A 19378-nucleotide genomic window follows, 5' to 3' on the forward strand; every position below is an offset into this window, starting at 1 on the left:
TTATCCGGTCGCGTCGCTGGCCGGCGCGCAATACGTGCTGCTGATGACGAGCACGTTCGGCGACGGCGATGCGCCGGACAACGGCAGCGAGTTCTGGGATGCGCTGCAGGCCGACGGCGCCGCGCGCCTCGATGGTGTGCACTTCGCGGTGCTCGCGTTCGGCGATCGCAACTACGACCAGTTCTGTGGCCACGGCCGCCGGCTCGATGCACGGTTCGCGGAGCTGGGCGCGGCGCGCTTGTGCGCACGCGTCGATTGCGACGTCGAGTTCCAGCGCGAGGCGGACCAGTGGCTCGAACGCGTGGTCGCCCGGATCAAGGACGCGGATGCGGCGCTGCACGCGGTGCCGTCCGCCGGATTGAGCGCGTCGGGGCTGCTGCCGACCAAGGCGCGTCCGGCGCCGTCGAAGCTCGTTGCGAACCTGCGGCTCAACCGGCCGGGCGCGGCGAAGGACACGCGCTACGTGTCGCTGTCGACCGAAGGCGCGAACCTCGAATACGAAGCCGGCGACGCGCTCGGCGTGTGGCCGACCAACTGCCCCGAGCTGGTCGACGAGTTGCTGTCGGTCACCGCGCTGAAGGCCGATGCGCCGGTGTCGATCGAAGGCGTCGGCGACATGCGCCTGGGCGACGCGCTGGCGCGCCACTTCGACATCACGCGCCCACACCCCGACACGCTCGCGTTCATCGCATCGCGCAGCACGAACGGCGCGCTGAAGGCGCTGCTCGGCGACGATCGCAAGGCCGACCTGAAGCAATGGTTGTGGGGGCAACAGCTTGCGGACGTGCTGCACGAGTTTCCGGTCGAGCTGTCTGGCGCGGAGCTGGTCGCGATGCTGAAGCGGCTGCAGCCGCGCCTGTATTCGATCGCGTCGAGCCCGAGCGCGCACCCGGGCGAGATCCACCTGACGGTGTCGGCCGTGCGCTATCACAACGGCCGGCGCGCGCGCAAAGGCGTCGCGTCGACGTTCCTCGCCGATCGCGCGGATGACGGGCGCGTGCCGGTGTTCGTGCAGAAGTCCGCGCATTTCCGGCCGCCGGTGAACGGCGACGTGCCGGTCGTGATGGTGGGCCCCGGCACGGGTGTCGCGCCGTTCCGCGGCTTCCTGCACGAGCGGCAGGCGCGCGGCGCGCGCGGACGCAACTGGCTGTTCTTCGGCGAGCAGCATGCGCAGACCGACTTCTACTACGGCGACGAACTGGGCGCGATGCGCGACAGCGGCTTCCTGACGCGGCTCGATCTCGCGTTCTCGCGCGACCAGGCCGACAAGATCTACGTGCAGGACCGGATGCGCGAGCAGGGCGCCGAGCTGTACAAGTGGCTGGAGGAGGGCGCGCACTTCTACGTGTGCGGCGACGCCGCGCGGATGGCCAAGGACGTCGATACCGCGCTGAAGGCGGTCGTCGCCGAGCACGGCGGGATGTCGGACGAAGCCGCGAACGACTACGTCGCGCGGCTCGCGAAGGCGCGGCGCTACATGCGGGACGTGTACTGACCGAATGAGCGGCGGGCTGCCGTATGGTGCCCGCCGTTGTGCCGGCGTTATTGCTGCCGCTCCCATGCGTGCGCCTGCTCGGCGCGCACGAACGCTTCCGACGATTTCGGCAGCAGGTTGCGGAACGCGCCGCCGTCGCGTTCGATCACGTCGACCATCAGCGCGATCATTTCCTCCGGATCGTGCTGCTCGAGCGGGAAGGCGAGCCGCTCGGGCGTCACGGTGTGGACGGCCGGATCGTGCCAGCGCCGCGGCGTTTCCATCATCCGGTCGTTGAAGCCCGTGCTGTACGGGCCCGGGTTCACGACCGCGACGCGGATGCCGTGCGGCGCCAGCTCCGCGTGCATCGCCTCGGCGACCGATTCGACCGCGTGCTTCGACGCGCAATAGGCGCCCGTGAACGGCCCGGTGATCAGCCCTGCGATCGACGACACGAACACGATCTTGCCGTGACCGCGCGCGACCATCCCGCGAGCGATGCGCTGCGTGAGTTCGAGCGGCCCGAACACGTTGACGTCGAACAGCTCGCGCACGATCTCGAGCGGCAGGTCGACCAGCGCGCCCGCTTCGCCGACGCCCGCGTTGTTCACGAGCACGTCGAAGTCGAGATCGGCCGCGTGGGCGCGATCGTAGGCCGACGTGACGTCGAGCTTCACCGCGCGCAACGCGGTGCCGCGCTGTGCGGCGGCGTCCGTCAGCGCGTCGATCTCGACGGTCGTGCGCACGCCGGCCGTGACCGCGTGACCGTGTTGCGCGAGCCGCAGCGCGACTTCGTGGCCGAAGCCGGTGCCCGCGCCGGTGATGAGGATGCGTTTCTGTGCCATGTGCTTACCTCGAGGTGGGAAAGGTTGCTTGAAAGTGATCGCGGCAGTGCCGGGCAATCGCGTCGTCCTGCTCGACGCTGCCGCCCGATATGCCGATCGCGCCGACGCAGCGGCCGTTGCCGTCGACGAGCGGTTCACCGCCGCCGAACGTGATGAGCCCGCCGTGGCTGTGCTCGATCCCGCGCAGCGGGCCGTCGCCGGACATCGCGCCGAGCGCGCCGGTCGACGCGCGAAAGCGGATCGCCGTCAGCGCCTTGCGTTGCGCCAGGTCGATCGCGCCGAGAAAGCAGTCGTCGGTGCGGATGAACGCGAGCAGGTTCGCGCCGGCGTCGACGATCGCGATGGAGACGCCGGCGACCTGCAGCGACGCGGCCTGCGCGAGCGCGGCTTCGAGCGTGTGCCGGACGGCTGCCAGCGGCAGTGCGGGGCGGTGCGGATTCATTCGATGCTCCGTTGGGGAACGACAGGGGCAGTGTAGGCAGTTCCGGTATATGGGAGAATCGGCATTCCGCTCGAAGGAGTTTCAAGTTTTTTTAATGATGAGCAGACGCGATCCGATGGCCGGGCTGCACGTGTTCATGACCGTCGCGACGGCCGGCAACTTCACGCGCGCGGCCGCCGCGCTGGGCCTGACGCCGGCCGCCGTCAGCCTCGCGATCGGGCAGCTCGAGGGCGAGCTGAACGTGAAGCTGTTCAACCGCAGCACGCGTGGCGTGAGCCTGACGGAAGCCGGTCAGCATTACCTGCAGCAGACGGAGCCCGCTTACCGGCAGGTCATGCAGGCGCGCGACGCGCTGAAGGAGGTGCGCAGCGAGCCGGGCGGGCTGTTGCGCGTCACGGCGCTGCCGCTGGCACGCTCGCTCGTGATCGCGCCGATTCTTGCCGCGTTCCGCGCGCGCTACCCGAAGGTCCGGCTCGAGATCCGCTACGAGAACGAACTGGTCGATATCGCGAAGGACGGCTTCGACGCGGGGATTCGTCTTGCCGACCGGCTGCAGCCGGGCATGATCGGCGTGCGGATCGCACCCGCGTTGACGTGCGCGCTGGTCGCATCGCCCGGCTATCTGGCGCGACACGGCACGCCCGCGTCGATCGTGGAGCTGGAGCGGCATGCGTGCATCCGGTTCCGCTTCTCGGAGAGCGGGCGCCTGCACAAGTGGTTGCTGCACGACGGGCGCCGCGACATCGATCTCGATCCCGAAGGCGTGTACGTGACGAACGATGCGGATGCGGTGATCGATGCCGCGCGGGAAGGCGTCGGCATCGCGTTCGCGTTCATGCGCGAGCGCGTCGAGCCGGACCTGCGCAACGGCACGCTCGTCGAGGTGCTGCCGGGCGCGTGCCGGACGCTGCCGCCGATGTGGCTCTATTACGTGAATCGCAAGCACGTGCCGGCGAAGCTGCGTGCGTTCATCGACGTGCTGCGCGAGCGGGCCGGAATCGGCGAGGGCCTGGGTCAGGGCCTGCCCTGCAGCGATGCGCCGGACGGCGCATGATGGCGGCTTCACTCACGCAGCCCTGGAGTCGCGTCATGACGGCACGCCGGAATTTCCCGCTTCGAACCCTCGTGATTGCCGCATCGCTGGCCGCTGCCGCACTCGGCTGCGCGCCGGCTGTCGGCCAGACGTCGACCGTGCCGACGGGCACGGCTGCCGCGACGCCCGACAACGCGGTGCTGCTGACGGTCTTTCTCAAGCACGACCAGTCGCGCCCGCTCGCCGAGCTGAACGCGCAACTCGCGAAGCAGGGGTTCTACAAGGCGTTTCCGCCGCCGGGCGTCGAGGTGGTGAGCTGGACCGTGACGATGGGAATCGGGCAGATCGTCGTGCTGCGGTTGCCGGCCTCGCGCGTGCGGGAGGTCAATCGCGTGCTCGAGGACACGGCGTGGGGCGCGTACCGGACGGAGTTCTATCCGACCTACGACTACAAGGCGATCGGGCTGGCGGAGCACGAGCGGGCGAAGTGACGGCGCCCATCCGTCCCCATTCCCGTAAACCCGCGTGGGCTCTCGGTTTTTGCTCGTTCGCGCGGGGCGGCCGGGAGAATTCTTCCGGAATGCGCGATTCGTCACTGATCCGATGAAAAATCCCCGGCGGTTCCCGGTATGATGCGCACCTTGCGCATGAATTTGATGCGCCATTGATGCGCCCGCTGCGCCCAAACCGCCCGGTGCGACAACGACAGATTCTGTAATATAAATTCCGTATACTTGTAATTTCTGATCCAGGCGCCCCTGCCTCCGACCTAGGCCGGCCGCCCACGCAGAACAACCAGATTCGTCGCCGCCCGGCCGTCCCGCGCCGCGACAAGCTATGCACCGCCACTGAACAATCTATGTCTTCCCGCCACCCTGGTCCGCCCGGTCGCGCCGCGGCGGCGATCGCCCGTGTGTCGACGCTGATCCGCAACGAGCGCGTGCTGTCGCCGCTGCTCGCGCTCGGCATCGGCCTGCTGCTGATCGTGGTTTTCCAGCACCTGTCCGAATCCGTCGACTACCGGTCGGTGATCCGTCAGCTGCGCCACATGTCCGTCGGCGAATGGGGCGCGTCGCTCGCCGCGACGGCTCTCAGCTATCTCGCGCTCGTCGCCCGCGATGCGGTCGGCCTGCGCTACGTCGCCGCGAAGGTGCCGCGCGCCGCGCTGTGGATCGGCTCGATCGCCGGCTCCGCGCTCGGCAACGCGACCGGCTTCGGCGCGCTCACGGGCGGCGCGGTGCGCGCGCGCGTGTACGGCGTGTCGGGCGTCACGCCCGCGCAGATCGGCCGGATGACGGTATTCACCAGCGGCACGCTCGCGCTTGCGCTGGTGCTGATGACGGCGGTGGGCATGGTCTGCGTGCCGCAGACGCTCGCCGCGATGCTGCATGTCGCGCCGGGCGTGCTCACGTGGAGCGGCGCCGCGCTGCTCGTGGTGCTGGCCGTCGTGGTCGCGCTGTGCGGCAACACCGCGCGTCCGGTCGTCACGCGCTTCAAATGGCTCGCGTTCGACGTGCCGGCACGGCGCGACCTCGTTGCGCAGGTCGTCTATGCAGTGCTCGACGTCGTGGCCGCCGGCCTGACGCTGTGGGTGTTGCTGCCGGTCGCGCCGGTCGGCTTCCCGACCTTCATCACCGTGTACGCGGCCGCGCTGCTGCTCGGGATGATCGGTCATACGCCGGGCGGGATCGGCGTGTTCGAAGCCGCGATGGTGTTCACGCTGGGCCACGAAGTGCCCGCGCACGCGATGGTCGCTGCGTTGATCGCCTATCGCGCGATCTACTTCGGCGTGCCGCTCGTGCTGTCGGCCGGCCTGCTGGCCGGCTTCGAGGGCCGCGCGCTGCGGCGCCGGCTCGTGTCGCGGCAGGCCGCGCGCGTGTCGCAACTGGCGCCGCTGTTCCTGAGCCTCGTGACTTTCGCGGTCGGCGGGATGCTGGTGATCTCGAGCGCGACGCCCGCGTTCTGGCACCGGATCGCGATCCTGCGCAACATCGTGCCGCTGTGGGTGCTCGAAGGCTCGCAGGTGATCTGCAGCGTGCTGGGCGTCGCGCTGCTGTTCGTCGCGCGCGGGCTGCTGCGCCGGCTGGACGGCGCGTGGTGGATGACCTTCGCGTTGACGCTCGCTAGCCTCGCGCTGTCGCTGGCGAAGGGCCTCGCGTTCGTCGAGGCCGGCGTGCTCGGCACGCTGCTGGTGCTGCTGCTCGTCAGCCGCCGCCGCTTCAGCCGGCATTCGTCGCTGCTCGCCGAGCGCTTCACGGTGAGCTGGTTCGTATCGGTGACGATGGTGCTGATCCTCGCGGTATGGGTGCTGTGCTTCGCGTTCCGCGATGTGCCGTACACGCGCGATCTGTGGTCGCATTTCTCGTTCGACGCACGCGCGCCGCGCGCGCTGCGCGCCACGCTCGCGGCCGGCGTCTTTGTCGCGCTGTTCGCGCTGTGGCAACTGCTGCGCCCCGCGCCGGGCCGTTTCGTGAAGCCGGTCGCGCAGGACCTGCTCGACGCCGAGCAGATCATCCGCGCGCAGGAATGCAGCGATGCGGGCCTCGCGTTGATGGGCGACAAGTCGTTCCTGTTCTCCGAATCGCGCCGCGCGTTCCTGATGTACGCGAAAAACGGCCGCACGTGGGCCGCGCTGCACGATCCGGTCGGCCCGCGCGAGGAATGGCCGGCGCTGATCAGCAAGTTCATTGCGCTGGCGCATGCGCACAGCGGCCGCGCGGCGTTCTACCAGGTGCGCGCGAACGCGCTGCCGCTGTACCTCGACGCGGGGCTCACGCTGATGAAGCTCGGCGAGGAAGCGCACATCGCGCTCGACCGGTTCGACCTGAAGGGCTCGAACCGTTCGCACCTGCGCTACGCGCTGCGCCGCGGCGACAAGGACGCGCTGACGGTCGAGGTGATCGCGCCGTGCGACGTGCCGGCCGCGCTGCCGTCGCTGCGCGACATCTCGGACGGCTGGCTCGACAGCCGCGACGCGCGCGAGAAGAGCTTCTCGGTGGCCGCGTTCCACGACGGCTATCTCGCGACGCAGTCCGTGATGCTGGTGCGCCAGGCCGACAAGCCGATCGCGTTCGTCACGTTCATGACGACCGACCTCAACACCGAGGCGACGGTCGGCGTGATGCGTCATCTGCCGGAAGCGTCGCCGTATGCGATGGAGTATCTGTTTACGCAGCTCGCGCTGCATCTGAAGGAAGCGGGGTTCCGCAAGCTGAGCCTGGGTATCGCGCCGTTCTCGGGGATGGGGGCGGCGAAGATGCCGTCGCCGTGGCACCGGTTCGGGCTGATGGTCTGGCGCTTCGGCGGCCGCTTCTACAACTTCCGTGGCTTGCGTGCATTCAAGAGCAAGTTCGAGCCGCACTGGGAGCCGCGCTATCTCGCGGCCTCGGGCTCGGTCGGCGTGTTCGTCACGCTCGCGGATCTGTCCCTGCTGGCTGGAGGTCGGCGCTCATGATGTTGAAGAAGGGTATCGCGCAGGCGGCAGTCGCCTGCGCGGGAATGATGCTGGCCGGCGCCGCGCTCGCGGCGCAGCCGGCAGCGGCGAAACCGGAAACCGTGTCGGGCGGCCGCTACGGCCCCGTGACCGTGACGAAGCCGAGCGGTCCGCTGCGCGGCTTCGTCGTGCTGTTCTCGCGTGGCCGCGGCTGGGGTGCCGCCGACCAGCAGGCGGCCGACGCGCTCGCGAAAGCGGGCGCGATGACGGTCGGGGTGGATTCGGAGCGCTATGCGGCGAATCTCGCCGCGAAGCAGGAAACCTGTCACCACCTCGACGGCGACGCCGAGGCGGTCAGCCACCAGCTCGAACGCCTCGCGCAATCGGCGCGTTACTACACGCCGATCGTCGCGGGCGTGGGCCAGGGCGGCGCGATCGCGAAGCAGATCCTGGCGATGGCGCCGGAGAGCACGATCGCCGGCGTCGTGTCGGTCGAGCCGGCGGCGAAGCTCGATGCGCGCTTCAAGCCGTGCCCGCCCGATCCGACGATCGTGCGTCGCGCGATGCCGGGCTTCGTCGAAACGGCCGCGGCCGGCGACACCGCGAAGCTCGTGTCGCTCGTCACGTCGCGCCTGCACGACACCAGCAGCAGCGACGAGCTCGACGTGTCGGACCTGCCGCTCGTCGAGCTGCCGGCCAAGGGCGGCAGCGACCGCCTCGCGATCGTGATCTCGGGCGACGGCGGCTGGCGCGATCTCGACAAGACGATCGCCGAAGCGCTGCAGCGCGACGGCGTGTCGGTGGTCGGCATCGACAGCCTGCGCTACTTCTGGAGCGAGAAGCCGCCCGCGCAGGTGAGCCGCGACCTGGCGCGCGTGATGCGCACGTACATGGCGCGCTGGCATGCGAACCGCGTGGCGCTGGTCGGCTACTCGTTCGGGGCAGACGTGATGCCGTTCGCGTACAACCGGCTGCCGGCCGACCTGCGCGACAAGGTCGCCGTGATGTCGCTGCTCGGTTTCGCGCCGGCCGCGGATTTCCAGATCCGCGTGACGGGCTGGCTGGGGATGCCGGCGAGCGACAAGGCGATGAAGGTCGCGCCGGAAATCGCGAAGGTGCCGCCGTCGCTCGTGCAGTGTTTCTACGGCGCGGAAGAGCAGGACACGATGTGCCCGGCGCTCGCGAATACCGGCGCCGACGTGATCAAGACGGGGGGCGACCACCACTTCGGCCACGACTACATCGCGCTCGAGAAGAAGATCCTCGGCGCGTTCGGCAAGCCGGTGGCGGCGCGCTGAACGCCGGCGCCCGCTTCGCGGCGGGCGCGGCGCTTGCGGTTCATCGGACGGGCGGCCTGCGGGCCGCCCGTTTTTACTTTTCCTTTTCCGCTTGCGTCGCGGCGTCCTGCCGCGGTGTCGCCGTTCTCGCGTCGCGCTGATAGAAGCCGGGAAACCGGTCGAGCTGCCGCTGCGCGGCCGCGAGATCGGCATCGGCACCCAGCACCGCGCTCGAAAACCCGGTGCGCTCCATCAGCAGCAGTTGGTCGATCAGCACGTCGCCCGTCGCGCGCAGGTCGCCGGCGAAACCGAAGCGCTTGCGCAGCAGGTACGCCTGGCTATACGCACGGCCATCGGTGAAGGACGGGAAATGCAGGTCGATGCGCGCGGCCTGCGCGATCCGTGCGGCGAGCGGCGGCAGTTCCTCGTCGTTGCCGATCGTCAGGATCGTCATGCTCGTCAGGGCAGCGGTGCCGGACGTGTTTGCGTCGTCGGCGTGTTCCGCCGGCGTCAGCAGCCGGATGCGCGGGTTCGTGCTGGCGGGTTCGTCGGTCGGTTTCATGCGTGCTCCGCGTGGTGACGTGCGTCGTTCGCCGCGGCCTTGAAGGGTTCGGCGCCGATGCGCCGCACTGTGTCGATGAATCGCTCGCAACGCCCGTCGGCGTCGAGCCGCGCGTCGAGATACACGTTGACGAGCGCATCCACGACATCGACGATCTCGTCCGCCGAGAACGACGGTCCGATCACCTTGCCCGGGCGGGCGGGGCCGCTCGCGCTCGAACCGTCCGAGCCGCCGAGCGTCACCTGGTACCACTCCGCGCCGTCCTTGTCGACGCCGAGGATGCCGATGTGTCCGCTGTGATGGTGGCCGCACGAGTTGATGCAGCCGCTGATGTGCAGGTCGATGTCGCCGACGTCGTGCAGCATGTCGAGATCCTGGAACCGTTCGGCGATCGCGTCGGCAATCGGGATCGAGCGCGCGTTCGCGAGCGCGCAGAAGTCGCCACCCGGGCACGCAATCATGTCGGTCAGGAGTCCGACGTTCGCGCTGGCCAGGCCGATCGCGCGCGCGTGTTCCCACAGCAGGAACAGGTCGTCGACGTGCACCCACGGCAGCACCACGTTCTGCGCATGCGTGACGCGCGCCTCGCCGGCCGAGAAGCGGTCAGCGAGCTCGGCGAGCGCGTCGAGCTGCTCGGGCGACGCGTCGCCGGGCGCCTGCAGGCGGCGCTTGAACGACAGCGTGACGATGCGCAGCGCGCGGTCGCGGTGCGCGGCAACATTGCGCGCGAGCCAGCGCGCAAAGGCCGGATGGCGATTGGCATGCGCGGTCATGCGCGCTTCGGCGGCGTCGAGGTCGAGCGTGCGCGACTTCAGCCGCGGCGCTACGAACGATGCCGCGATGCGGTCGAACTCGGCCTGCGGGATCGTGTGCGGGCCGCCGTCGTGCTCGACGATCTGGCGGAACTCTTCCTCGACGTCGTCGATATAGCGCTGCCCCTCGCTCTTCACGAGAATCTTGATGCGCGCCTTGTACTTGTTGTCGCGTCGCCCGTAGCGGTTGTACACGCGGACGATCGCCTCGATGTAGTTCATCACGTGTTGCCACGGCAGGAACGCGCGCAGCAGCGTCGCGATCAATGGCGTGCGGCCCATGCCGCCGCCGACGCTCACGCGAAAGCCGAGTTCGCCGGTTTCGTTGCGCACGAGCTTCAGCCCGACGTCGTGCCAGTCGGTCGCCGCACGGTCCTCGGTCGCGCCGGTGATCGCGATCTTGAACTTGCGCGGCAGGAACGCGAATTCCGGATGCAGCGTCGTCCACTGGCGCATCGCCTCGGCGAACGGACGCGGATCGGCGATCTCGTCCGGCGCGACGCCCGCGCGTTCGTCGCACGAAATGTTGCGGATGCAATTGCCGCTCGTCTGGATCCCGTGCATGTCGACGGTCGCGAGCAAGTCCATCACGTCGGCCGCCTTCGCGAGCGGAATCCAGTTGAACTGCACGTTGGTGCGGGTCGTGAAGTGCGCGTTGCCGGTCGGCAGGCGCAGCGTGCCGAGCAGTGCCTGCGCGTCGCACGCGGCGCGATAGGTGGCGTCGTCGGGCACGTCGTAGTCGCGTGCGATCCGCGCGAGCACGCGAAGCTGCGCGCTCGACAGTTCGCCGTACGGCACGGCGACGCGCAGCATCGGCGCATGGCGCTGCACGTACCAGCCGTTCTGCAGGCGCAACGGCCGGAACGCGTCCTCGCTCAGCGTGCCGTGCTGCCAGCGCTCGAGCTGATCGCGGAACTGGGCGGCGCGGCTGTGCACGAGCGCCCGGTCGAAATCGGTATATCGGTACATGACGTGATACGCGAGATGAGCGGCGACGCAGGGGCGCCGCTCGGGAGGGGACGTTGCGACGGGTGTCGGGCAACCGGAGACAGCGTAGGGAACGCGGGGCGGCGGGACAAGCAGCAGATCGGGACGAAAACGGCGCAGCAGATCGATGGCGCGCGGGTGAACGCCGGGCCTGCGTGGCGCTCGCCCGGATGAGATTCAGGCTTGCGTGGGTGCGTCGACGACCAACGCCGGATCGAGTGCGCGGATGCGCTGGTCGATGAAGTAGCCGCCGCCTTCCTGGTAGCGCAGATACAGCCGGCCGCACGTCGCGCAGCGGCTGACGTTGCAGCGGTTGTACGGGAAGTGGCGCGGCGCGATCGGCGCGTCGTCGGACCAGTAGCGCGTGCCGGCCGGATGGTATTCATCGTAGGTCGGCTCGGGGTCGTCGGGCGGCGCGAGCGTCGCCACTTCGGCGAGCTGCGTGTCCTGCAGCGACAGCGGCAGGCTAGTCCAGCCGGTCAGCGACGTCTTCGTGCAGGTGCACGGCTGCGTGACGCCTGCGGCTTCGGCCGCGAGCTTCAGCAGCGCGGCGTGATCGAGGTAGGGCAATGCGCTCATCAGATGGGGCTCGTGAGAAGGAGCGAAGGGGTTCGCAATGTAACCCGTCTGCGCGCCGGCTGCACGGCGGCGCTTGCGCGGGCTTACCCTGCCTTGCGTACCGCTGGTTCGGCAACCAGTTCGCCGAGCACGCGGATCGCGCGTTCGATCTCGCGGTTGCACGGATGGCCGAAGTTCACGCGCACGCAGCGCTCGAAGCCATGCGCGGCCGAGAACAGCGGTCCCGGTGCGAAGCTGATGCCGCGCGCGATCGCCTGGCGATGCAGTTCCATCGCGTCGATCGCGTCGGGAAACGACAGCCACAGGAAATATCCGCCGTCCGGCCGCACCCATTCCACGCCGGGCGGCAGCCAGCGCCGCAGCACGCCGTCCATGCGGGTGAGCTGCGTCTGCAGCGTACCGCGCAGCTTGCGCAGGTGACGATCGTAGCCGCCATGCTCCAGATAGTTCGCGATGCCGACCTGCGCGGGAATGCTCGCCGACAGCGTGGTCATCAGCTTGAGCCGCTGCACCTTTTCCGCGAAACGGCCGGCGGCGGCCCAGCCGATCCGGTAGCCGGGCGCGAGCGTCTTCGAGAACGAACTGCAATGCATCACGAGGCCGTGCCGGTCGTAGGCGCGCGCGGGCAGCGGATAGTCGGCACCGAAATGCAGCTCGCCGTACACGTCGTCCTCGATCAGCGGCACCTCGCGCGCGGCCAGCATCTCCACGAGCGCGCGCTTCTTGTCGGCCGACAGCGTGACGCCGGTCGGATTCTGAAAATTGGTCATGAACCAGCACGCGCGGACGTCGTGTCGCTCGAGCGCGTTCGCGAGCGCGTCGAGATCGAGGCCCGTGTGCGGATCGACGGGAATCTCGACCGCACGCAGGTCGAGCCGCTCGATCGCCTGCAGCGCCGCATAGAAGCCGGGTGACTCGACCGCGACGACATCACCGGGTCGAGTGACGGCCATCAGGCACAGGTTCAGCGCTTCCAGCGCGCCGTTCGTGACGATGATCTCGTCGACGGGCTGCGCGATGCCGGTCGCCAGATAGCGTCGCGCGATCTGCTGGCGCAGCGCCTCGTTGCCGAGCGGCAGGTCGACGACCGTGCTCCACGGGCTGACGAGCCGCGTCGCCTGCGCGAGCGACTTCGCGAGGCGCTGCAGCGGAAACAGCTGCGGCGACGGGAATGCGGAGCCGAGCGGCACGATGCCGGGCTGCGTCGCGGCGTCGAGCACGGAGAACACGAGATCGCTGATGTCGACCTTGCGGGTCGCGCCGGTGCGGCTCGCGCGGTGTTTCGCGGGCGCGTTCGCCGCGGGGCTCGCGCCCGGCGCGACGTAATAACCGGAGCGTTCGCGTGCGCGGATCAGCCCCCACTGTTCGAGCAGGTAGTACGCGCGAAACACCGTCGACTGGCTCACGCCATGCTGCGCGATGATCTGCCGCAGCGACGGCAGGCGCGTGCCGACCGCGAGGTTGCCGTTGCGGATTTCGTCGGCGATCGTGTGGGCGAGAGTTTCGTAGCGTTTCATCGGTGCGGACGGGAGCACGTGGCCGCCGCGCGCGGGGCCGGTGCGGCGCCGCGCCGGCGGGCGCGCTCATTGTCCGACGGGTGGCCCGAAAAGGAAAGCGCGACGGCGGCTGCCGGTCGCGCTTGCGTGGCGCTTCCTGTGCTTGCGTTAAGTCAGGGCGCATTCGGAGCTCAACCTACTCGCGCGCGGACACCGCATTGCATCCTGTGGAGAGTCGGTGCAGTCCTGCCGTTCGATGAAGCAGGAACCCGCCGAGGCGATCCGAGACCGACATCATCGTTTCAGATGCGGTAGGAATTGCCAGCCTTTTCGCACCGCAATCGGCCGACGTCGCGTAACGACTTTCTCCTGATCATTCTTTATTTGCTGATACAGGATCGTTTGCCCGCGACCACACACGACCGAACGCGCGAACGCATCTCGTTCCGCATGTGCGACACAGTGCGCGTGCGGCTTGTTCCAATTGCGCGGCTATATTTTTTATGGTCTTGTTGCACGATCGCATCGACTCGAAAAAAGGAAAGTCGAATGCATACGGGGAATTCGGACGGGGACCGATTGATCAGTCGAATCGGCGCGCGCCGGCGTGCGCGCCGTGCCGTGTGTCGGTTGCTTGTCGTCCTGACGCTCGGCCTGCCGGGCCTGCCAGCGAATGCCGCTTCTCCCGAGACCGTCAGCGACAACGTTCTGCGTGTGCTCGCGTGGCCCGGCTATGCGGACAGCGATGTCGTCAATGCATTTGAGACGCAATTTCATGTACGCGTCGAGGTGACGTTCGTCGATTCCGACGAAGCGTTGTGGACGCGGATGCACAGCGCATCGCCGCCGCCGTACGACGTGCTTGCGGCCAACACGGCCGAGATCCAGCGCTACGCGCGCGACGACCTGCTCACGCCGATCGACCTGTCGCAGATCCCGAACCGCCGGCGGCAGCTGCCGAATTTCCAGCAGCTCGCGACGATCGGCGGGCTCGTGCGCAACGGCTCGACCTATGCGATTCCGTTCACGTATTCGTCGATGGGGCTGATCTACGATCGCAAGCAGGTGCCGGCCCCGCCGCGCTCGATGCTCGAGCTCTGGAACCCGCGCTACAGCGGCAAGGTGCTCGACTTCAACAGCGCGCAGCATAATTTCTCGTTCACCGCGCTCGCGCTCGGCTATGCCGATCCGTTTCATCTGTCGCCCGCGCAGACGCTTGCCGTCGCGCACAAGCTGATCGACCTGCGACGCAACCTGCTCACGTATTACACGCTTCCCGAAGAAGCGACCGCGCTGTTCATCCGGCATCGCGCGGCGCTGATGTTCGGCAACTACGGCACGCAGCAGGTCGAGCAACTGCGTCGCGCCGGCGCGGATGTGGGCTACGTGATTCCGGACGAAGGCGCGCTCGCGTGGCTCGACTGCTGGGGCGTCACGCGTGGCGCGGAGCATCGCGAGCTCGCGTTCGCGTGGATCAATTACATGCTCGAACCGGTGATCGGCGCGTTGCTGACCGAGCGCCAGGGGCTCGCGAATACGCTCGCGCCGCCACCCGGTCTCCAGACCGGCCACCAGCACCTCGTATGGATCCAGCCGGTCGAGGACATCGCGCGGCGCGAGTCGCTGTGGAGCCGCATCGTGTCGGGCGACCGGCCGGAGTGGTTCGAAAAATGATCATGCTCGGGCTCACGTCGAAGCTGTCGGTGCTGTTCGCATGCATCGGCGTGATCGCGTCCGGCACGACCGGCTACTACACCTACCGCGCGAACCGGACGATGCTCGTGCAGGAAGCGCAGCACAGCCTGCTGATGTCGACGCACTTGCTCGGACAGCGCTTCACGACCGCACTGTCCGACGTGGCCGACGATGCCCTCGTGCTCGCGCAATTGCCTTCGTCGGCGCTCGTCGCCGGGAGCGACAGCACCGATCGCGCGCCGCGCACGCGGCTCGAGCACGTGTATCGCAGCTTCATGCGGAATCACCCCGAGTACCTGCAGATCCGGTTGATCGCGCGCGGCAATTACGGGCTCGAACGGATCCGCGTCGATCGCGACGCGCGCGGCATCGTCGTGCTGCCGGAGAGTGCATTCCAGGAGAAAGGGCAGTTTTCCTACGTCATCGATACGCTCGCGACGGCGCCCGGTCATATCTACCTGTCGCCGATCGTGATCAATCACGAGACCGGTTCGCATGCGGCCGAAGGGCTGCCGATCCTGCGCGTGGGCACGCCGGTCGTCGACACGGTCGGCCAGGTTGTCGGCGCGCTGGTCGTCGACATCGAACTGTCGCGCGTGTTCGACCGGCTCGAGCGCGATTTGCCGCAAGACTACGCGGTGTATCTCGCGAACGAGTGGGGCGATTTCATCGTGCATCCCGATCCTTCGCAAACGTTCGGCTTCGATCGCGGACGGCGCGTGCTGATGCAGGACAGCTTTCCCGCCACGCGGCTGCTGTTCGTCGGCATGCGCACGAACGTGACGCTCGACGGTCTCACGCAGCCTGACGATGCGCCGGGCCAGATGTTCGCGTTCGTGCGCACGCCGTTCGGCAACAGCGAGGGCAACCGCTTCGTCGTGCTCGGCATGGCGCGTCCGCTTACGGACGTGCTGGCCCCGGCCGGGATTCTCGGCGAACGGATCATCCGGATGGTGCTCTTGCTAAGCGTGGCGGCGGTGATTCTCGCGATCCTGTTCGCGCGCGCGATCACGCGGCCGTTGCAGATGCTCGCGCGCGCGGCCACTCACGTGTTCGACGATCCGGCCGCCGAACGGCTGCCCGTTGCACGGGCCGACGAGATTGGCGTGCTGGCGCGCTGTTTCGACAGCATGCGCGTCGAGATACGCACGCAGGTCGCGATGCTGCGCGCGAAGCAGCTGGAGCTCACGCACCTCGCCGGTCACGATCCGCTGACCGGTCTGCCGAACCGCCTGTTGTTCATGGAGCGTCTCGATGCCGCGATCCGGCATGCGGCCGCCGCGAGCGAGGGGCTGGCGGTGATGTTCGTCGATCTCGATCGTTTCAAGCAGATCAACGACCAGCACGGACACGCGGCCGGCGATCGCACGCTCGTCGCGGTCGCGAAACGGCTGAGCCAGGTGCTGCGCAGCGGCGACATGGCCGCGCGTCTCGGCGGCGACGAATTCATCGTGCTGCTGTCGGACGTGCGAGCGCCGGCGGTGATCGGCGATATCGCGTCGCGTATCCAGATCGTGATGGCCGAGGAGCTGGAGTTCGGCGACCGGCACCTGGCCGTGGGGGCGAGCATCGGCGTCAGCGAATATCCGGCCGACGGCGCGTCCGCCGAGGAGCTGCTGGTGAAGGCCGACGCGGCGATGTATGCGGCGAAGGCGTCGGCGCAGTGCGCGTGCGTGCGTTATCAGGAGCTGCTGGGCAGCGGCGGCCCAGATACCGCCGGCCGCATGGCGGCGGGTGGCAGCCGCTGACGGCAGGCCTGCCGTGCGAGCGGCACAAACGCGACGAGCCCGTCGCGGGACGGGCTCGTTGTAGCTTGCGGCGAACTGCGCGCGATGCGCGCAGCGGCGGGCTTAGTGGCCGAAGTAGACCGAGTCGCGCGCGTTCTGCGGCTTGACTACCGGTGCGCCGCCCTGGACGACCGGGGCCGCTTGCGCGCCGTAGCCGCTGGCGTCGGCGGCACGAACACGCGCTTCGGCTGCCAGGAGGTCGTTCGGGTAGTGCGGGCTCGACTGGCTCGGCTTGTAGCCGGCGTTTTCGAGCTGGACGAGTTCGTTGCGCACTTGTGCGCGGGTGACGGTGCTTTGAGCGAATGCGCCGAACGAAGCGGACAGGGCGACAGCGGCAACGACTGCGGAAACGAGCGATTTCATGGTGACCTCCGATGTTCTATGACTTCGCTGTCGACACAATGTCTTAAGCGATTGATTACATCGTAGGCTTCGGATGATCGAGGGTAAACGTGGGTTATAGCGAAAGATCCTTGCGAGCGCGGCAATAATAGCGAGAGAAATTCGTTCCGTCCCCATTGTGTATTGCGAGGATTGCAAACGGGCCGGCGCACGGGATGGAGAAACGTATGCCGCGCAGGCGCGGACGGCCGGCGGCGTGACGCCAGAAGAGGGGCAAAACGGAGGCGTTGCCGGATCAGACGCCGTCGAAGTCGTCGATTTCCTTGCGCTCGCGGCGTTCCTCGTTGCCGCGGCGCGCGCGCAGGCGCTGGCGCGACAGGACCGCGATCACCTGCTGGGTCGGTGCGCCGGACGGCAGCTCGTTGCGAATGCGATCGGGCACCATCGGCAGGCCTGCGCGCTGCCGGCGCAGTGCCTTCGCGATTGCCCGGCGGCATTCGTCCCCGTGGCAATCCCATTCATCGCGGATTCTCTGGCAATAACGGCATTGTTCCATGCGGACAGTCTAACGCGTCTTGCGGATCGCGGCTGAGCGCGGTAGCGGGCGGGGACTGGACTCGCGAGCGCAATGCCGGCCGAGCACACCGGATTGGGTGCCGAGGGGCACGCTTTGCCGCGCCGGCACGAGCGAGGGCGACCGCGTTCGACACGATCCAAGGCTGAATCTTGCCCGAGCGCGGTGCGTAGCATCGGCCGTGATCGCGGGACCGCGCGCCGTCGAAACTCGTTGGCCCGCTTCGAACTCATTCATGACGCGTCGCCCTATCATGTGAAAAATACATGACCCGAAACAAGGAGGTGAGATGACGCTCGCGCAATTGCAGGCCCTGGCGGCCGTAGTCGAACTCGGCTCGCTCACGGCCGCCGCCGACCGGCTCAGCCGCAGCCAGTCCGCGATCAGCCACGCGTTGACCGAGCTGGAGGACATCACCGAGGTCAAGCTGCTGTTGCGCGACCGCCAGCCGGTCGTCCTGACCGCTGCCGGCGAACGTTTGTGGCCGTACGTGCAGAACGTCGTTCGGGAAGCGCAGACGCTGCGCCAGCAGTTCGGCCTCGCGCGCGGCAAGCTCGAAGGGCGGCTGGTCGTCGCGTCGCTGCCGAGCGTATCGCTCGCCTTCGTCGTCCCCGCGCTCGAGGCGTTGAAAGCGGCGCACGAGGGCGTGACGGCGGTGCTGCTCGAAGGCACGGACGCGGAAGTCGAAGGCTGGCTCGAGGACGGCACCGCCGACATCGGCGTGGTCGCCGGCACGAAGACCTTCGCGAACAATCTGCCGCTGCTCGACGAGGATTTCGTCGCGGTGGCGGCGGACGGCATGTTCGACGGCCGCAAGCGTGTGTCGGCGAAACTGTTGTCCGCGATGCCGTTCATTTTCTCGAAGGCGGGGTGCGGGCCGGTCATCGCCGATTACTTTGCGCGCAACGGTGCATCGCTTCGCGCGGCGTTCAACGTGGTCGAGATGCGGACCATCCTGTCGATGGCCGAGGCGGGAATGGGAGTGTCGATCGTCCCGCGCATCACGCTCACCTATACACGGTTCGGCGGCCGGGTGCTGGAGCTGTCACCCAGGCTGCATCGTTCCGTTCGGCTGTCGTGGAACGCGACCGGCAATGCGGTCGCCGACGCATTCGTGAAGCTGGTCGACGCGCAACGCGCGAAGGCGGGAAAGGCGATTCAGGCCCGGACGAAAAAGGGCAGCTAGCGCATCGGCGGGCAATGACGCGATGAAGCGCGCTCATGGGTGGCTTGCAGTTTATTCATGCCGATCGCTATCGACATGCAATACATTGCTGGACACCCGCCCTGACTTCATTGCGTCGTAGGAGACCACCGTGCCGGCCTTGCCCTCCCTGATTGCTTTCGGACTCGTGTCGCTCGGCATGGTCCTGACGCCCGGCCCGAACATGATCTACCTGATTTCCCGTTCGATCTGCCAGGGGCGCCGCGCGGGGCTGGTGTCGCTCGGCGGCGTGGCGCTGGGGTTCGTGTTCTATATGTTCTGCGCGGCATTCGGCATCACCGCGCTGGTGCTGACCGTGCCGTACGCGTATGACGCGCTGCGTTTCGCAGGCGCGCTGTACCTGGCGTATCTTGCGTGGCAGGCGCTCAAGCCGGGCGGCCGCTCGGCGTTTCAGGTCCGGCAATTGCCGCACGACAGCGACGCGAGGCTCTTCACGATGGGCTTCGTCACCAACCTCGCGAACCCGAAGATCGCGGTGATGTATCTGTCGCTGCTGCCGCAGTTCATTTCGCCGGGGCACGGCAGCGTGCTCGTGCAATCGCTGGCCCTGGGCTGCGTGCAGATCGCGGTCAGCGTCTGCGTCAACGCGCTGATCGCGAGCATGGCCGGCTCGATCGCGGGGTTTCTTGCCGATCGGCCGGGCTGGGCACGGGGGCAGCGCTGGTTGATGGGGACCGTGCTGGCGGGACTGGCCGTGCGCATCGCGCTCGAGTCGCGAAGCTAGAGGGCGGGGTGGCTTGCGGTGGATGGCGACCGGGCAAGCGGATAGCGCGTTGCGCACGATGCGCCGCTTGATCGAACGTTCCACCGGCCGC

Annotated in this window: 17 protein-coding genes; 9 read left to right on the plus strand and 8 right to left on the minus strand. The window is 68.1% G+C overall.

Translation table 11 applies throughout. From position 1 onward, the window contains the following. Positions 1-1495 (plus strand): flavodoxin domain-containing protein (locus F3J14_RS00695; protein WP_211080314.1); only part of this gene is annotated, 1495 nt, incomplete at its 5' end. Positions 1496-1542: 47 nt separating this feature from the next. Here the strand turns inward: F3J14_RS00695 and F3J14_RS00700 are convergent. After that, positions 1543-2319, minus strand: a complete 777-nt coding sequence (locus F3J14_RS00700; RefSeq protein WP_166721328.1) for an SDR family oxidoreductase — start codon at positions 2317-2319, stop codon at positions 1543-1545. A 4-nt stretch (positions 2320-2323) separates the two neighbouring features. After that, positions 2324-2761 carry a heme-binding protein gene (locus F3J14_RS00705; RefSeq protein ID WP_166721329.1) on the minus strand — a complete coding sequence of 146 codons (438 nt, stop codon included), beginning with the start codon at positions 2759-2761 and terminating at the stop codon, positions 2324-2326. A gap of 97 nt (positions 2762-2858) precedes the next feature. On the opposite strand from F3J14_RS00705, the gene F3J14_RS00710 reads away from it, so the two are divergent. The 4 genes from F3J14_RS00710 (at position 2859) to F3J14_RS00725 (ending at position 8525) form a co-directional block, all read left to right on the plus strand. After that, the gene (locus F3J14_RS00710) at positions 2859-3815 is read left to right on the plus strand and encodes a LysR family transcriptional regulator (protein WP_211080315.1); all 957 of its coding nucleotides are present in this window, start codon (positions 2859-2861) and stop codon (positions 3813-3815) included. 35 nt (positions 3816-3850) lie between these two features. After that, on the plus strand, positions 3851-4285 hold the full coding sequence (locus F3J14_RS00715; RefSeq protein ID WP_166721331.1) for a hypothetical protein: 435 nt from the start codon (positions 3851-3853) through the stop codon (positions 4283-4285). A 368-nt stretch (positions 4286-4653) separates the two neighbouring features. Then, entirely contained in the window at positions 4654-7248 is a 2595-nt protein-coding gene (gene mprF / locus F3J14_RS00720; protein WP_166721332.1) for a bifunctional lysylphosphatidylglycerol flippase/synthetase MprF, read from the plus strand. Continuing rightward, complete coding sequence (locus F3J14_RS00725) at positions 7245-8525, plus strand: virulence factor family protein (RefSeq protein WP_166721333.1); 1281 nt, start codon at positions 7245-7247, stop codon at positions 8523-8525. The genes mprF and F3J14_RS00725 overlap by 4 nt, the downstream gene beginning before the upstream one ends. Before the next feature lie 73 nt (positions 8526-8598). Here the strand turns inward: F3J14_RS00725 and F3J14_RS00730 are convergent, their stop codons facing one another. The 4 genes from F3J14_RS00730 to F3J14_RS00745 form a co-directional block, all read right to left on the minus strand. Continuing rightward, the gene (locus F3J14_RS00730; RefSeq protein ID WP_166721334.1) at positions 8599-9066 is read right to left on the minus strand and encodes a DUF934 domain-containing protein; all 468 of its coding nucleotides are present in this window, start codon (positions 9064-9066) and stop codon (positions 8599-8601) included. Continuing rightward, positions 9063-10847: a nitrite/sulfite reductase gene (locus tag F3J14_RS00735; protein WP_166721335.1), complete on the minus strand. Its 1785-nt coding sequence runs from the start codon at positions 10845-10847 to the stop codon at positions 9063-9065. The genes F3J14_RS00730 and F3J14_RS00735 overlap by 4 nt, the downstream gene beginning before the upstream one ends. 195 nt (positions 10848-11042) lie before the next feature. Next, positions 11043-11444 (minus strand): hypothetical protein, encoded by a 402-nt coding sequence (locus tag F3J14_RS00740; protein WP_166721336.1) that lies wholly within the window; start codon positions 11442-11444, stop codon positions 11043-11045. Between the two features lie 83 nt (positions 11445-11527). Continuing rightward, positions 11528-12961 (minus strand): PLP-dependent aminotransferase family protein, encoded by a 1434-nt coding sequence (locus F3J14_RS00745; RefSeq protein ID WP_166721337.1) that lies wholly within the window; start codon positions 12959-12961, stop codon positions 11528-11530. A 528-nt stretch (positions 12962-13489) separates the two neighbouring features. On the opposite strand from F3J14_RS00745, the gene F3J14_RS00750 reads away from it, so the two are divergent. Beyond that, complete coding sequence (locus F3J14_RS00750) at positions 13490-14614, plus strand: extracellular solute-binding protein (protein ID WP_166721338.1); 1125 nt, start codon at positions 13490-13492, stop codon at positions 14612-14614. Beyond that, on the plus strand, positions 14611-16383 hold the full coding sequence (locus F3J14_RS00755) for a sensor domain-containing diguanylate cyclase (protein WP_166721339.1): 1773 nt from the start codon (positions 14611-14613) through the stop codon (positions 16381-16383). The genes F3J14_RS00750 and F3J14_RS00755 overlap by 4 nt, the downstream gene beginning before the upstream one ends. Positions 16384-16485: 102 nt before the next feature. On the opposite strand, the gene F3J14_RS00760 is transcribed toward F3J14_RS00755, so the two are convergent. Next, positions 16486-16785 (minus strand): DUF4148 domain-containing protein, encoded by a 300-nt coding sequence (locus F3J14_RS00760; RefSeq protein ID WP_166721340.1) that lies wholly within the window; start codon positions 16783-16785, stop codon positions 16486-16488. A gap of 274 nt (positions 16786-17059) precedes the next feature. Next, the gene (locus tag F3J14_RS00765; RefSeq protein WP_006752751.1) at positions 17060-17320 is read right to left on the minus strand and encodes a hypothetical protein; all 261 of its coding nucleotides are present in this window, start codon (positions 17318-17320) and stop codon (positions 17060-17062) included. Positions 17321-17627: 307 nt separating this feature from the next. On the opposite strand from F3J14_RS00765, the gene F3J14_RS00770 reads away from it, so the two are divergent. Continuing rightward, on the plus strand, positions 17628-18524 hold the full coding sequence (locus tag F3J14_RS00770) for a LysR family transcriptional regulator (protein ID WP_166721341.1): 897 nt from the start codon (positions 17628-17630) through the stop codon (positions 18522-18524). A gap of 130 nt (positions 18525-18654) precedes the next feature. Further along, positions 18655-19287, plus strand: coding sequence for a LysE family translocator (locus tag F3J14_RS00775; RefSeq protein ID WP_166721342.1), 633 nt, complete (start codon positions 18655-18657; stop codon positions 19285-19287). Positions 19288-19378 lie beyond the last annotated feature (91 nt).

The organism is Burkholderia sp. Tr-862, from assembly GCF_011753085.1.
Taxonomy (GTDB): Bacteria; Pseudomonadota; Gammaproteobacteria; order Burkholderiales; family Burkholderiaceae; genus Burkholderia; species Burkholderia ambifaria.